The sequence below is a fragment of the Escherichia sp. AM3 genome (assembly GCF_032029835.1).
GTDB classification, from domain to species: Bacteria; Pseudomonadota; Gammaproteobacteria; order Enterobacterales; family Enterobacteriaceae; genus Escherichia; species Escherichia coli.
Window position 1 is genome coordinate 67,499 of record NZ_JAVUPQ010000014.1, and the last position, 13,436, is coordinate 80,934.

Sequence of the window (13,436 nt, forward strand, 5' to 3'; positions counted from 1 at the left end):
GATGCGTTAGATTGTAACGACACCAATCAGCGTGACAACTGTCAGGATAGCAGCCAGACCGTAGAAAACCCATTTGCCCGCAGGTACGTGGATTTTCAGATCGTGCATCGCGTGGTGCATACGGTGTAAACCACACCACAGCGGCAGAACGATCATCAGGAACAGGAATACGCGACCAATGAAGCTCTGCGCGAACGCCAGAACGCGCTCGTAGCTCAGTGCATCACCCGGAAACAGTCCCAGCGGCAGCAGAATACCCACCAGCAGGATCATCACCGGCGCAATAATTGCGCTCCACATACCACCGGCCCCGAAGAGGCCCCAGAATACCGGTTCGTCAGAACGCTTTGGATTTGGATTGATCATCTCAGGCTCCTTACCAGTACAGGGCAACAAACAGGATTACGATGGTGGCAACCACAGTTACCGCCCAGAGACTTTTGATAATTGGCTCTGGACCCATTTTTTCGTCTTTTACAATGATATTGGCCGCTTTCGGTGCCAGTTCAAACCAGGTTTTGGTGTGCAGCAGAGCTGCCGCCAGAGTGATCAGGTTAATGATCACAATAACCGGGTTTTGTAAAAAGTCGACGAATCCCGCCCAGGCTTCCGGGCCATTTTTCAGGGCAAACAGCCCGAAAATCAGTTCAATGCTGAACCACACAGCCGGAACCGCCGTGCCTTCGCGCAGCATGTAAAAGCGATAAAACGGCAATTTTTTCCACCAGGTGGACGTCATTGGCCGTACATACGGTTTACGTTTAGTCGTCATGTTGCACTCCTTAGCGTGGTTTCAGGGTCGCGATAAGAAAGTCTTTCGAACTTTCTACTTTGCCCTGCTGAATGGCCGCAGCCGGATCGACGTGTTTCGGGCAGACTTCGGAGCAATAGCCCACGAAAGTACAGCTCCATACGCCGTTCTGGCTGTTCAACTGCGCCATACGCTCCTTCTTACCGTGGTCGCGGCTATCTTCGTTATAACGATGCGCCAGCGTAATGGCAGCCGGACCGATGAACTCTGGGTTCAGGCCAAACTGCGGGCACGCGGCGTAGCACAGACCACAGTTGATGCAACCGGAGAACTGGTGATACTTCGCCATCTGCGCCGGGGTCTGGATGTTAGTACCCTGATCCGCGGTGCGGGAGTTGCCGATGATGTACGGTTTGATCGCTTCCAGACTTTCGATGAAGTGGGTCATATCGACCACCAGATCGCGTTCAATCGGGAAGTTAGCTAACGCTTCAACCTTCATACCGTCGGTGTAATCACGCAGGAAGGTTTTACATGCCAGTTTTGGCACGTTGTTAACCATCATGCCGCAGGAACCACAAATCGCCATACGGCAGGACCAGCGGTAGCTCAGGTCCGGTGCCAGGTTGTCTTTGATGTAGCCCAGCGCATCCAGTAATGAGGTAGTTGCGTCATAAGGCACTTCATAGAATGCGCTATGCGGTGCGGTATCGACTTCCGGGTTATAGCGCACCACCTCAATTTTCAGGTTTTTCATCTCAGCCATTCGCCTTCTCCTTCTTATTGGCTGCTTCCGCCTTATCGGCTGCATCCGCTTCGCCACCGTAAACGCGTTTAGCTGGCGGCAGCGTAGTAATCTTCACGTCGCTGTACTCCAGGCGAGTCGTGCCATCAGCATCGCGGAAGGCGAGGGTGTGTTTGAGGAAGTTGACGTCGTCACGCTCGGTGCAACCTTCGTCCAGACGCTGGTGTGCGCCGCGGGACTCTTTACGTGCCATTGCGGAGTGCGCCATACATTCAGCAACGTTCAGACCGTGGCCCAGTTCAATGGTGTAGAGCAGGTCGGTGTTGAACACGCTGGAAGTGTCGGTGATGCGCACGCGCTTGAAGCGTTCCTGCAGTTCTGCCAGCTTGTCGATGGTTTTCTGCATCAGTTCCGGCGTACGGTAGATACCGCAACCTTCTTCCATTGCCAGGCCCATTTCGTCGCGGATCTTCGCCCAGTTTTCGCCGCCATCCTGGTTAACCAGATCTTTCAGACGTTGTTCAACGCCAGCTGCCTGCGCTTCAATTGCCGCTTCGTTGCCATTACCGGCAGTTGCTGCACGCTCTGTCGCTTGTTCACCGGCCAGACGGCCGAAGACCACCAGTTCCGCCAGGGAGTTGGAGCCCAGACGGTTTGCACCGTGCAGACCAACAGAGGAACATTCACCCACGGCGAACAGACCTTTAATGCGGGTTTCACAGTTCTGATCGGTTTCGATACCGCCCATGGTGTAGTGTGCGGTCGGACGTACCGGAATCGGTTCTTTAACCGGATCGACGCCAACGTACGCTTTCGCCAGTTCGCAGATGAACGGCAGACGTTCATGCAGTTTTTTCTCGCCGAGGTGACGCAGGTCGAGATAAACCACATCACCACGCGGCGTGGAGATGGTGTTGCCTTTACGCCATTCGTGCCAGAAGGCCTGAGAAACTTTGTCGCGTGGACCCAGTTCCATATATTTGTTTTTCGGCTCGCCCAGCGGAGTTTCCGGGCCCATGCCGTAATCTTGCAGATAACGGTAGCCATTTTTGTTGACCAGAATACCGCCTTCACCACGGCAGCCTTCGGTCATCAGGATACCGGAACCTGGCAGACCGGTTGGGTGATACTGAACGAATTCCATGTCACGCAGCGGAACGCCGTGGCTTAGCGCCATACCCATACCGTCACCGGTAACGATGCCGCCGTTGGTGTTGTAACGATAAACGCGACCCGCACCGCCGGTAGCCATAACGACCGCGTTAGCACGGATCTGCACCAGCGTGCCTTCCATCATGTTCATTGCTACCAGGCCGCGAACATGACCATCATCAACCAGAATATCCAGCACGAAATGTTCGTCAAAACGCTGGATCTGCGGGAATTGCAGAGAGGTCTGGAACAGCGTGTGCAGCATATGGAAGCCGGTCTTATCGGCGGCGAACCAGGTACGCTCGATTTTCATGCCGCCGAAGCGACGTACGTTGACGCTACCATCCGGGCGACGGCTCCATGGGCACCCCCACAGTTCCAGTTGGGTCATTTCGGTTGGGCAGTGGTGGACGAAATAATCCACGACATCCTGCTCACACAACCAGTCGCCACCCGCTACTGTATCGTGAAAGTGATATTCGAAGCTGTCATGATCCTGCGCGACAGCGGCGGAGCCCCCTTCTGCAGCAACGGTATGGCTACGCATCGGGTATACTTTTGAGATTAGTGCGATTTTTGCATTTGGATTTGCCTGCGCGGCAGCAATTGCAGCACGTAATCCCGCGCCACCGGCGCCTACAATGGCAAGATCGGCTTGAAAGGTTTGCACGACATTCCTCCAGATTGTTTTTATCCCACAGCCCCGTACTTCAGGGTAAGTGCCTGAAAGTTACGGTCTGCGAACGCTATTCCACTGCTCCTTTATAGGTACAACAGTATAGTCTGATGGATAAGTCTGAAATTTGACGAGATCGATTTTTTTAGTGCGCAAGAGGGCTAAATTATCACTGAAGATGATTAATTTAATTACTAAACCATCAGATCGTGCTTTTTTTAGTCACTGCCCACCGCTGTTTGATTCCTGCGTAAAATTTGTCTCGCCGTCGCGTTGCGAGTAGACTTCGTGCCCTTGTCAAAAACTGGAGATTTAACTATGAGCGAAACGGCATCCTGGCAGCCGAGCGCATCCATTCCTAACTTATTAAAACGCGCGGCGATTATGGCGGAGATCCGTCGTTTCTTTGCCGATCGTGGAGTGCTGGAGGTGGAGACGCCTTGTATGAGCCAGGCGACGGTAACCGATATTCATTTGGTCCCGTTTGAGACACGTTTCGTTGGCCCCGGGCATTCGCAGGGGATGAATCTCTGGTTAATGACCAGCCCGGAATACCATATGAAACGCCTGCTGGTTGCCGGTTGTGGGCCGGTATTCCAGCTGTGCCGCAGCTTCCGTAATGAAGAGATGGGGCGTTATCACAACCCTGAGTTCACTATGCTGGAGTGGTATCGACCGCACTATGATATGTACCGGTTGATGAACGAGGTGGACGATCTCTTACAACAGGTGCTGGACTGCCCGGCAGCAGAAAGCCTTTCTTATCAACAAGCTTTCTTGCGTTATCTGGAAATTGACCCGCTCTCTGCCGACAAAACGCAACTGCGGGAAGTCGCAGCGAAACTGGATTTGAGCAATGTTGCTGATACCGAAGAAGACCGCGACACGCTGCTACAATTGCTGTTTACCTTTGGAGTAGAGCCAAATATTGGCAAAGAAAAACCGACCTTTGTGTACCACTTTCCAGCCAGCCAGGCATCACTGGCGCAAATCAGTACCGAAGATCATCGGGTCGCTGAACGCTTTGAGGTTTATTATAAAGGTATTGAGCTGGCGAATGGTTTCCATGAATTGACGGATGCCCGTGAGCAGCAACAACGCTTTGAACAAGATAACCGTAAGCGCGCGGCGCGCGGTTTGCCGCAGCACCCCATTGACCAGAATCTGATTGAAGCCTTGAAAGTCGGTATGCCTGACTGTTCCGGCGTGGCATTAGGTGTTGATCGTCTGGTGATGTTGGCGCTGGGCGCGGAGACACTGGCTGAAGTCATCGCCTTTAGCGTTGACCGGGCATAATTCTGAAAAATTACTGAATTAACAGCGAAGAATGGCGTGATAAGCGCCATTCTGTAGCATATGTTTTCATTTTTCCGTTAAAGGCCACAATTTAAGACTGGATATTTGATATCATCCAGGTATCAATTCTGTATTGGTTTTTACGCTGCCTGCTCAATGTTGCGCAGTGCAGTTCAGTGGGCACGTGTTATACACGCGCTGAAATGAAGGATGGTTTCATGCCTCACACGATAAAAAAGATGAGTCTGATAGGACTCATATTGATGATCTTTACTTCCGTATTTGGATTTGCCAATAGCCCATCGGCTTATTACTTAATGGGTTATAGTGCGATTCCCTTTTATATATTTTCTGCATTGTTATTCTTTATTCCATTCGCCTTAATGATGGCTGAAATGGGAGCTGCTTATCGCAAAGAAGAAGGCGGTATCTATTCCTGGATGAATAATAGTGTCGGACCACGTTTTGCCTTCATTGGTACGTTTATGTGGTTTTCCTCTTATATCATCTGGATGGTGAGTACCTCCGCGAAAGTTTGGGTACCGTTCTCAACATTCCTCTATGGTAGCGACATGACCCAGCACTGGCGTATTGCCGGACTGGAGCCTACGCAGGTGGTTGGTCTGCTGGCAGTGGCATGGATGATTCTGGTCACCGTCGTTGCTTCTAAGGGGATTAATAAAATTGCCCGCATTACTGCGGTGGGCGGTATTGCAGTAATGTGTCTGAATTTAGTATTGCTGTTAGTAAGCATTACTATTTTGTTATTAAATGGTGGGCATTTCGCGCAGGATATTAATTTCCTTGCATCACCGAACCCGGGTTATCAGTCCGGTCTGGCAATGCTATCGTTTGTGGTATTTGCCATTTTTGCCTATGGCGGAATTGAAGCGGTTGGTGGTCTGGTCGATAAAACGGAAAATCCAGAAAAGAACTTTGCCAAAGGTATTGTTTTTGCCGCTATTGTTATTTCAATCGGTTATTCGCTGGCAATATTTTTATGGGGCGTCAGCACAAACTGGCAGCAGGTATTAAGTAATGGTTCCGTTAACCTCGGCAATATTACCTATGTGCTGATGAAGAGCCTTGGGATGACGCTGGGTAATGCACTGCATTTGTCACCTGAAGCGTCATTGTCGCTGGGCGTATGGTTTGCGCGTATTACTGGACTTTCGATGTTCCTCGCCTATACCGGTGCGTTCTTTACGCTTTGCTATTCACCGTTGAAAGCCATCATCCAGGGGACGCCGAAAGCATTGTGGCCGGAACCGATGACGCGCCTGAATGCGATGGGGATGCCGTCTATCGCCATGTGGATGCAGTGCGGGTTGGTTACTGTCTTCATCCTGCTGGTTTCGTTTGGTGGCGGTACCGCATCGGCGTTCTTTAACAAGCTGACGCTGATGGCGAACGTGTCTATGACGCTTCCTTACCTGTTCCTCGCGCTGGCTTTCCCATTCTTTAAAGCACGTCAGGATCTCGACAGACCATTTGTGATTTTCAAAACGCGTATGTCGGCAATGATCGCGACGGTGGTTGTCGTACTGGTGGTGACATTTGCGAACGTCTTCACCATCATTCAACCTGTGGTTGAAGCTGGAGACTGGGACAGCACATTGTGGATGATTGGCGGCCCTGTCTTCTTCTCGCTGTTAGCGATGGCGATTTACCAGAACTATTGCAGCAGAGTGGCAAAAAATCCGCAGTGGGCGGTGGAATAACCCGATGCCCTATCGTCTACCTGACGATAGGGCGTAAAGACAGGAAATGTTATGGATGACACCAGCCGGGACCCGGCAATAACCGAAGATGAAATCAGGGCGCTGCAATTTTCTGCCGGGGATGTAGCGGAAATAGAGCAGACGATTCTCTCTTTTGTCGATGCCTGCCACACCCGTAAAGTGGCGATGGTGGTGGGTAGCACCATTAACACCCTCAAAGATCGCGATGGTAAACGGTGGGGAAACCTGCCGGATATTTATTGCGCTTATCTTATCCGATGTCTGGTTTTTCGCGGGGAATTAGTGGGATACGGCGATTTGTTTCGTATGCGCTATAGCGAAATTAAGCGACCGGTTACCTTATGAGTGCGCGCATGTTTGTCTTATGCTGCATCTGGTTTATTGTGGCGTTCCTCTGGATAACCATCACTTCCGCGCTGGACAAAGAGTGGATGATTGATGGACGCGGGATTAACAACGTCTGCGATGTGTTGATGTATCTCGAAGAAGACGATACCCGTGATGTTGGTGTGATAATGACGTTACCGCTCTTTTTCCCTTTTCTCTGGTTCGCTTTGTGGCGAAAAAAACGCGGCTGGTTTATGTACGCCACCGCGCTGGCTATTTTCGGCTACTGGCTGTGGCAGTTTTTTCTGCGCTATCAGTTTTGTTTGTGAGCCGGATTGGTTCATCCGGCACACAAACTTACAAACTTCCCGCCTGACGACCTTTGCCCGCAGACGTCAGCGTTCTCCCCGTTTGTTTACCGTTGAGGCTTTCCAGACGCATCTGGAAGGGCGGGAATGGCATATCGATACCGTGGGCATGGAAGCCAGCCAGAATCAGCTGGTGGATCTCATGGCGTAGCGGCATACGGTGACCCATCTCAGCGGCGTAAATACGCAGCTCGAAAATCTGAATCCCCTGTTGCAGATCCACCAGGAAGACTTCCGGTGCCGGGTTGTCGATCACCAGCGAGCAGCGACGCGCTGCGGTGAGCAGGATTTCCGTCACTTCTTCGCTATTGGCATCGGCAGGGGCCGGTATCGTCAACACCACGCGCGTGACCGAGTCAGAGAGCGACCAGTTGATAAACTGCTCGGTAATAAACGCCTTGTTCGGCACGATTATCTCTTTACGGTCCCAGTCGCTGATGGTGGTGGCGCGGGTGTTAATTTTCGTCACGCTACCGGTGAGATCGCGAATTGTCACCGTATCGCCAATGCGAATCGGTTTTTCGAACAGGATAATCAGACCAGAGATAAAGTTGGCGAAAATTTCCTGCAAACCAAAACCGAGACCAACACCGAGCGCGGCAACCAGCCACTGCAATTTCGACCACTCAATACCAATCATTGAGAAGCCGACCAGCCCGCCAATCAGCATCAGCAGATATTTGGTGATGGTGGTGATGGCGTAACCCGTACCCGGCGTTAAATCCAGGTGCTGCAAAATCGCCAGTTCCAGCAGCGCGGGTAGGTTGCGCACCAGCTGCGTGGTGATGATAAATACCAGAATGGCAATTAGCACTGCACCGAGGGTAATCGGCTCCAGGCTTTCTACGCCCTGTACAGTGGAAGTGACATCCCACAGAGAAATATTTTCGAGGAAGCCGAAAGCGGAATGGATTTCTGACCACAGCACAATGACCGAAAGCAGGGCGATCAACATCAAAATTGAGCGCACCAGCCGCAAGGATTGCGCACTGATGGCATCGAGATCGACTTCGCTTTCATCGACTTCAATTGCCCCTTCCGGGCTACTGTGATGATGCGCTTCCTCTTCGCCACGCGCGCGTTGCGCTAACATCTCTGCCCGGCGATGCTTCGCCCGGTCAAACGCCAGCCTGCGACGCTGGATCAGCATCCAGCGGCGGATAACGTGATAAACCACCAGTAGCAGGAACCAGATGGCAACCGAGGTTTCAAGCCTCGCTAACAGCGCCTGTGCCGTTGCCAGATAACCCACAGCCGACGCCAGAATGGCAACCAACGGCGCGCCAATCATCATGTTCCACAGCATATGGTTGGTAATGTTGTCGCCGCTGCCCTCTTTGTTGAGATACAGTGGGATCCCGGCCTTTTTCAGGCTGAGGGTGACCACCGCCAGCGCACCGCAAATGAGGATAAAGCAAAGCCGTCCCAGCGAACCGGAGAATTCACGGTCGTCGAGGTTATCGAACATCATCAGCGCCATAATCAGCGGCACAATAAGCCCGATGCTCATCAGGTAGTAGCGCATCCCACGGGAAACACGTTCGCGCGGCCAGCCAAAATGAGCGATAAACAAGCCGTTCGGGCGGGCAAAGGTGGCGCAAATCATCACTACCCACAGCAGCGGCACGGTGGCCGTTACACCATCGCCAATCGCGACCGCCAGCGGATAAGGCCACGCCTCGCGCAAGCCGTAACCCAGCGTCATCCACAGCACCGGTAACGGTGACGCGACGAGAATCGACCAGAAAAGAGTGCGCAACGTCAGCCAGAAGTGATCCTGAGTCACTTTGCCAACTTTCGCCGCCGAACGTTCAAGAAAACGGGTGAAATAGCGGCGCGAGTAAATACTGCAACCGACCAGAATCAACGCGCCAAACAGCGGCAAAATTGTCTCTTTGCTGGTCAGCATCATCACACTGGCTTTGCCCAACTGACTGAAGGTGTCCAGCGAAATGAGACGACGCAGATCCTGGGCGATTTCCAGCGGCCAGGCGATGGTCATCGGGCGCACGTCAGAGGTCCAGAACAGATAGCGGTGCGTTGCTTCGTTCACCTCTTTCAGCGCATCCTCCAGTTGCCCGTTGGAGACTTTCAGCTTGGTCAGTTCCAATAGTAGCGTGTCGCCACCCTGCAACAATGAGTTCAGCAACTCACGCTGAGTGCGCAGTTGTGCTTCCAGAATACGGTTTTGCTCGGCAGTCAGCGGCTGACCGTCGGCCTGATGAATTTGCCGTAGCAGCGGCTGTTTATTAAGCAGATCCTCATAACGTAACCGTTGCACACGCAACTGCGCCATTTCGGTATCAAGCTGTTGTGGTTTCGGCATTTCCGGCAGCCGTGCCACCTGCGCCCGCAGCGCTTCGCCGAGCAGATTGGACGATCCCAGCCATTGCGACTGTTCACGCAGCGTATTCAACGCCTGCCGGACCTGTAACGTCTGGCTGGCAGCCTGACGCTGTTGCGAGGCAACGAGATCCATCCGCTGCGCCTGTTGATTCAAAGCCGCCGATAGTTCGCGGTTAATTTTGAATTGCGCGACGATATCTTTCGGCAAATCGGCGCTGTTTTCTGCCAGCAATTCGGTACTTTCCAGCGCCCGCTCCGCCTCAAGCTGACGTTGGCTGTTTAATTGATTACGCAAGGCCTGCAAATACGCATCCAGTTGCTGGCTCTCTTTTTCCGCCAGCTCTGAGCGTAAGCGCGCTAATTCCTGGCGGTTATTGGCAGACAGCTGCGCCAGCTCCAGTTCATCAACGAGCGCCTTAAGACGTGCAGAGTCAGACTGCAACGCGAAATTTTGTGCCTGATTGAGCGGAGTATTGCCGGTAAGCGTTCCCAGGCGGCGCTCGATCTCATTTAACTGACGGCGGGCGTCGGTTTGCTGTTGCGGCAGTTGATTCAGCGAATCGGCAATCTCGCGGGCGCGCTCCTGCTCTTGCTGGGCCTGACGGCTTTTATCCAGCAACTGGCTGCTGACCTGGAGAATTTCCTGATTCAGCGCGTCGGTAGACATTCCCGGCGACACGCTGCGCGGCTCGTCACGCATGTTGTTTAATTGTGCGCGCAGAGTAGCGGAGAGTTTCGGATAATTATCGATAACTTGCTGATATTGTTTGATGCGCTCAAGGGAACCTTTTCGTTCCTCAAGCGCATTTAAGGCAGACTGGAGCGCCTCTACGACTTCCGGCTGTGCGGGTTTCGCCGCTTTTGCCTGCTCCAGTTCCTGAGTGATTTGTTTGCTATCGGGGGCCGTCGCGGCGTACGCCCCCCAACTGAGGCACCAGGCCATCAGAAAAGTGATAATCAGGCGCACGTCAGCGTTTCCTTTGATGGATTAGACCTGGTCTTTTTTGTCGTCAACCAATGGGCTGGCGTCGTGTTCTGCTTCGATCTCTTCAGCAGGAAGCGGGGCAGGTTCAGCGTCTGGCGTAACAAAGGTTTCGGTAGATACTGCCAGCGGCTGGCCAATTTTCGTGACAGACAGGCTTTCCAGTTGCTCAACCAGATTCACTTTACCCGGTGCAAACAGGTTGATAACGGTGGAACCGAGTTTAAAGCGACCCATTTCCTGGCCTTTCAGCAGTGCCACAGAACCGTCGTTTTCCCCGGCAGGCCAGGTCCAGCGCTTGATGATACCTTCGCGCGGCGGCGTAATGGTGCCCGCCCAGACCGTCTCAATGCTGCCAACAATCGTCGCTCCGACCAGAATCTGCGCCATTGGGCCAAATTCGGTATCGAAAAGGCAAATCACGCGTTCGTTACGGGCAAACAGATTCGGCACGTTCTGAGCCGTGAGATGGTTAACGGAGAAGAGATCGCCCGGCACGTAGATCATCTCACGCAGAATACCGTTGCACGGCATGTGTACGCGGTGGTAGTCACGCGGGGAGAGGTAAGTGGTCACAAACGTACCGTTGCGGAACAGGTCCGCCATCAGATAGTTGCCTGCCAGCAGGGCTTCGAGGCTGTAGTTGTGGCCTTTGGCTTGCAGGATTTTATCTTCTTCGATTTTACCCAACTGGCTGATAACGCCATCGGCAGGCATGACCAGTACATTCGGATCGGTATCGATTGGGCGTACTTCGTCACGCAGCGGACGGACAAAGAATTCGTTAAAGGTGCGGTAGCTGGCGGTGTCCGGCTTTTGCGCCTCTTTCATGTCGACCTTGTAGTATTTAACGAACAGATCGATAACCAGTTTTGTCAGCCATCCTGCCCGCTTGCTTGCGCCCCAACCCGCCAGGCGAGTAAGCCATAGTTTCGGCAGAATGTACTGTAGCGAAAGTTTAAATGAATTTAACAAGGTAGCCTCCAGGCCATTGTTTTGTCGTTCCTGATCCGGCCTACATGCCGGATCCTGAAAAAAAGGGGACGATTCTAACGACGGTTAGCTTAATTGTCAGTCATCCGTATCAGAAAAGTTTTTACGCGTTTTTACCTGCGCCATGCTTTCCAGAATACGGTGATAGTTTTCGAAACGGGTTTCCGCGATTTTCCCTTCCTCAACCGCTTCCCGGATAGCGCAGCCCGGATCGGTATCGTGTTTGCAATCGCGATATTTACACAGACCTAAATAGTCATGGAATTCGACAAAGCCCTGAGTGATTTGTTCCGGCTCCAGGTGCCAGAGGCCGAACTCACGCACTCCTGGGGAGTCAATCACATCACCGCCGTGCGGGAAGTGATACAGCCGAGCGGCGGTCGTGGTGTGCTGACCGAGCCCCGAGTTGTCAGAGATATCGTTGGTCAGGATCTCTTTTTGCAGCCCCAGCAACGCATTCAGCAGGCTGGATTTGCCGACGCCAGACTGCCCGGCAAAAATGCTGATGCGCCCGGTCAACGCCTCTTCCAGCGGTTTTAGCCCATCCTGAGTATGGCTGGAAACCATCAATACGCGATAACCGATATTGCGGTAGATATCCATCTGCTCGTTGACGAACGCCATGCCTTCGTCGTCCAGCAGGTCTATCTTGTTGAGCACAATAATCGGCTCAATCTGCAAGGTTTCGCAGGCCACCAGGTAACGGTCGATAATATTGAGCGACAGCTCCGGCAAAATGGCGGAGACAATGACAATCTGGTCGATGTTGGCGGCAATAGGTTTTACGCCGTCGTAGAAATCCGGACGCGTCAACACCGAGGTACGCTCATGCACCGCTTCCACGATCCCTTTGACATTTACGCCTTCCGCCGCCGGTTTACCCGGACGCCAGACTACGCGGTCGCCGGTTACCAGCGAACGGATGGTACGGCGAATATTGCAGCGGTGAACGTCGCCATCGGCGGATTCCACATCAGCGTGCATACCAAAGCGGCTGATGACGATACCTTCATCAGGCTCGCCAAACAGATTGTCGTCGTAGTCGGGCTTCTCCTTAGACGTTTTAAGACGACGCTGGTGATTGGCGTTCACGCGGCGCTGCTGGCCTTTGGAGAGTTTATTTTTACTCAATCGTACAGACTCCTGGTCGCCCCTGATGGGCAAAACATCTATGATACACGCAATTGTGGATCAATATAGTCACTGTGAATGGGTGGAAAATAGCATGAGTGCCAATGAAAACAACCTGATTTGGATCGATCTTGAGATGACCGGTCTGGATCCCGAGCGCGATCGCATTATTGAGATTGCCACGCTGGTGACCGATGCCAACCTGAATATTCTGGCAGAAGGGCCGACCATTGCAGTACACCAGTCTGATGAACAGCTGGCGCTGATGGATGACTGGAACGTGCGCACCCATACCGCCAGCGGGCTGGTAGAGCGCGTGAAAGCGAGCACGATGGGCGATCGGGAAGCTGAACTGGCAACGCTCGAATTTTTAAAACAGTGGGTGCCTGCGGGAAAATCGCCGATTTGCGGTAACAGCATCGGTCAGGACCGTCGTTTCCTGTTTAAATACATGCCGGAGCTGGAAGCCTACTTCCACTACCGTTATCTCGATGTCAGCACCCTGAAAGAGCTGGCGCGCCGCTGGAAGCCGGAAATTCTGGATGGTTTTACCAAGCAGGGGACGCATCAGGCGATGGATGATATCCGTGAATCGGTGGCGGAGCTGGCTTACTACCGCGAGCATTTTATCAAGCTGTAAAATTTTTCCTGGTCACGTAAGCGCCGGAATCCACTTGCGGCGGCGTGATTTTGACGCTAAATTGAACGTCTTGCTGATAATTTCAGCACTTGAGATAAAAACGCAAAAAAAACTTTTTTGGGGGGTTGCAGAGGGAAAGATTTCTCGTATAATGCGCCTCCCGTAACGACGCAGAAATGCGAAAATTACGAAAGCAAAATTAAGTAGTACGCGGGAATAGCTCAGTTGGTAGAGCACGACCTTGCCAAGGTCGGGGTCGCGAGTTCGAGTCTCGTTTCCCGCTCCAA

General features: G+C 52.7%; 12 protein-coding genes and 1 tRNA gene. 6 read left to right on the top strand and 7 right to left on the bottom strand.

The annotated features are described in order from the left end of the window. Positions 1–6 precede the first annotated feature (6 nt). Genes frdD through frdA form a run of 4 tightly spaced genes read right to left on the bottom strand, consistent with a single transcriptional unit; the run spans position 7 to position 3,318 of the window. Positions 7–366, bottom strand: coding sequence for a fumarate reductase subunit FrdD (frdD, locus tag RTW80_RS08550; protein ID WP_000609663.1), 360 nt, complete (start codon positions 364–366; stop codon positions 7–9). Positions 367–376: 10 nt separating this feature from the next. Further along, a complete protein-coding gene (frdC, locus tag RTW80_RS08555; RefSeq protein WP_000208757.1) occupies positions 377–772 on the bottom strand; it encodes a fumarate reductase subunit FrdC in 396 nt (131 codons plus the stop codon). A 10-nt stretch (positions 773–782) separates the two neighbouring features. After that, positions 783–1,517, bottom strand: coding sequence for a fumarate reductase iron-sulfur protein (gene frdB, locus RTW80_RS08560; RefSeq protein WP_000829498.1), 735 nt, complete (start codon positions 1,515–1,517; stop codon positions 783–785). Continuing rightward, positions 1,510–3,318, bottom strand: a complete 1,809-nt coding sequence (gene frdA / locus RTW80_RS08565) for a fumarate reductase (quinol) flavoprotein subunit (RefSeq protein ID WP_001192973.1) — start codon at positions 3,316–3,318, stop codon at positions 1,510–1,512. The genes frdB and frdA overlap by 8 nt, the downstream gene beginning before the upstream one ends. 324 nt (positions 3,319–3,642) lie before the next feature. Between frdA and epmA the strand changes: the two genes are divergently transcribed. The 4 genes from epmA (at position 3,643) to RTW80_RS08585 (ending at position 7,018) form a co-directional block, all read left to right on the top strand. After that, complete coding sequence (gene epmA / locus RTW80_RS08570) at positions 3,643–4,620, top strand: elongation factor P--(R)-beta-lysine ligase (RefSeq protein ID WP_000004771.1); 978 nt, start codon at positions 3,643–3,645, stop codon at positions 4,618–4,620. A 218-nt stretch (positions 4,621–4,838) separates the two neighbouring features. Beyond that, the gene (gene yjeM, locus RTW80_RS08575; RefSeq protein WP_001375930.1) at positions 4,839–6,341 is read left to right on the top strand and encodes a glutamate/gamma-aminobutyrate family transporter YjeM; all 1,503 of its coding nucleotides are present in this window, start codon (positions 4,839–4,841) and stop codon (positions 6,339–6,341) included. A 51-nt stretch (positions 6,342–6,392) separates the two neighbouring features. Next, a complete protein-coding gene (gene yjeN, locus RTW80_RS08580; RefSeq protein WP_000342867.1) occupies positions 6,393–6,707 on the top strand; it encodes a protein YjeN in 315 nt (104 codons plus the stop codon). After that, positions 6,704–7,018 carry a YjeO family protein gene (locus tag RTW80_RS08585; protein WP_001276180.1) on the top strand — a complete coding sequence of 105 codons (315 nt, stop codon included), beginning with the start codon at positions 6,704–6,706 and terminating at the stop codon, positions 7,016–7,018. Before yjeN ends, RTW80_RS08585 begins: the two co-directional genes overlap by 4 nt. A 28-nt stretch (positions 7,019–7,046) precedes the next feature. Here the strand turns inward: RTW80_RS08585 and mscM are convergent, their stop codons facing one another. From mscM to rsgA, 3 genes are all read right to left on the bottom strand, one after another. Beyond that, complete coding sequence (gene mscM / locus RTW80_RS08590) at positions 7,047–10,370, bottom strand: miniconductance mechanosensitive channel MscM (protein ID WP_001236847.1); 3,324 nt, start codon at positions 10,368–10,370, stop codon at positions 7,047–7,049. A 21-nt stretch (positions 10,371–10,391) separates the two neighbouring features. After that, positions 10,392–11,360 carry an archaetidylserine decarboxylase gene (gene asd / locus RTW80_RS08595; RefSeq protein ID WP_000934920.1) on the bottom strand — a complete coding sequence of 323 codons (969 nt, stop codon included), beginning with the start codon at positions 11,358–11,360 and terminating at the stop codon, positions 10,392–10,394. A 96-nt stretch (positions 11,361–11,456) separates the two neighbouring features. Next, complete coding sequence (gene rsgA, locus RTW80_RS08600) at positions 11,457–12,509, bottom strand: small ribosomal subunit biogenesis GTPase RsgA (RefSeq protein WP_000041964.1); 1,053 nt, start codon at positions 12,507–12,509, stop codon at positions 11,457–11,459. Between the two features lie 94 nt (positions 12,510–12,603). Here rsgA and orn point away from each other — a divergent pair, with 94 nt between their 5' ends. Continuing rightward, the gene (gene orn, locus RTW80_RS08605; RefSeq protein WP_001295188.1) at positions 12,604–13,149 is read left to right on the top strand and encodes an oligoribonuclease; all 546 of its coding nucleotides are present in this window, start codon (positions 12,604–12,606) and stop codon (positions 13,147–13,149) included. Positions 13,150–13,359: 210 nt separating this feature from the next. Beyond that, a tRNA-Gly gene (locus tag RTW80_RS08610) sits at positions 13,360–13,435 on the top strand. Position 13,436: the final 1 nt, after the last annotated feature.

Excerpts from the sequence above, each read along its gene's own strand:
- yjeM (WP_001375930.1), top strand. The coding sequence starts at position 4,839 with ATGCCTCACACGATAAAAAAGATGAGTCTGATAGGACTCATATTGATG.
- orn (WP_001295188.1), top strand. The coding sequence starts at position 12,604 with ATGAGTGCCAATGAAAACAACCTGATTTGGATCGATCTTGAGATGACC.
- frdC (WP_000208757.1), bottom strand. The coding sequence starts at position 772 with ATGACGACTAAACGTAAACCGTATGTACGGCCAATGACGTCCACCTGG.
- frdB (WP_000829498.1), bottom strand. The coding sequence starts at position 1,517 with ATGGCTGAGATGAAAAACCTGAAAATTGAGGTGGTGCGCTATAACCCG.
- epmA (WP_000004771.1), top strand. The coding sequence starts at position 3,643 with ATGAGCGAAACGGCATCCTGGCAGCCGAGCGCATCCATTCCTAACTTA.
- frdD (WP_000609663.1), bottom strand. The coding sequence starts at position 366 with ATGATCAATCCAAATCCAAAGCGTTCTGACGAACCGGTATTCTGGGGC.
- RTW80_RS08585 (WP_001276180.1), top strand. The coding sequence starts at position 6,704 with ATGAGTGCGCGCATGTTTGTCTTATGCTGCATCTGGTTTATTGTGGCG.
- yjeN (WP_000342867.1), top strand. The coding sequence starts at position 6,393 with ATGGATGACACCAGCCGGGACCCGGCAATAACCGAAGATGAAATCAGG.